Genomic DNA, 969 nt, shown 5'->3' on the forward strand with positions numbered 1-969 from the left:
AGGCGGTACCTGCCCGGCGTCGTCCCCGAGCCCTATGCCGAGGCCACCTGCCTGTTCACCAGCACCGCGAACGAGGACTTCGTGATCGACGAGGCCGAGGGTGTCGTGCTCCTGTCCGCCTGCTCCGGCCACGGCGGCAAGTTCGCACCGCTGATGGGCGAGCTCGCGGCCGGCCTGGCCACCGGCACGGGCACCGTCCCCGAGGAGTTCCGCGTCGCCCACCACCGGGCGGAGGCCGCCCGATGACGGCGACCTCGCCCCGCAGGGTCGCCTCGCTGATGGCCGCCATCGCCGACACGGGCCGCGACGCGTCGCGTGGCGGCTACACCCGGCCGGTCTACTCGACCGCCGAGCTCGACCTGCGCAGCTGGTTCGTCGCCGAGGCCGAGACCCGGGGCCTGGACGCGGAGACCGATCGCAACGGCGTGATCTGGGCCTGGTGGGACGCCCCCTCCGGGGACCGCTCCCGGGCGATCGTCACCGGCAGCCATCTCGACTCGGTGCCCGGCGGCGGCGCGTTCGACGGCCCGCTCGGCGTGGCCTCGGCCCTAGCCGCCGTGGACGTGCTGCGTGCACAGGGGCGCCGGCCGGACCGGGCCGTGGCGATCGCGGTCTTCCCCGAGGAGGAGGGCTCCCGCTACGGCATCGCCTGCCTCGGCTCCCGGATCCTCACGGGCGCCATCCCCGTCGAGAAGGCGCTCGCCCTCACGGACGAGGACGGCGGCACCTTCGCCGAGCACTCCCGGGCGGCGGGCCTGGACCCGGAGCGGATGGGGCGCGACGACGAGCGCCTGGCCCAGATCGGCGCGTTCATCGAGCTCCACGTCGAGCAGGGGCGGGGCCTCATCGACCTCGGGCAGCCGGTCGCCATCGGGTCATCGATCCTGGGCCACGGCCGGTGGCGCCTCGTCTTCACCGGTCAGGGCAACCACGCCGGCACCACGCTCATGAGCGATCGGCACGATCCCC

Annotated in this window: 1 protein-coding gene and 1 pseudogene; both read left to right on the plus strand. The window is 74.7% G+C overall.

All coding sequences use genetic code 11. From position 1 onward, the window contains the following. Positions 1–246, plus strand: a pseudogene (locus tag UN64_RS21690) (hypothetical protein); the annotation flags it as partial. Then, the coding region (locus tag UN64_RS21695; protein WP_139343244.1) for a M20/M25/M40 family metallo-hydrolase at positions 243–969 on the plus strand (727 nt) is incomplete at its 3' end. The pseudogene UN64_RS21690 and the gene UN64_RS21695, both read left to right, overlap by 4 nt.

Origin of the sequence: Fictibacillus arsenicus (genome assembly GCF_001999465.1) — a bacterium.
Taxonomy (GTDB): domain Bacteria; phylum Bacillota; class Bacilli; order Bacillales; family Fictibacillaceae; genus Fictibacillus; species Fictibacillus arsenicus.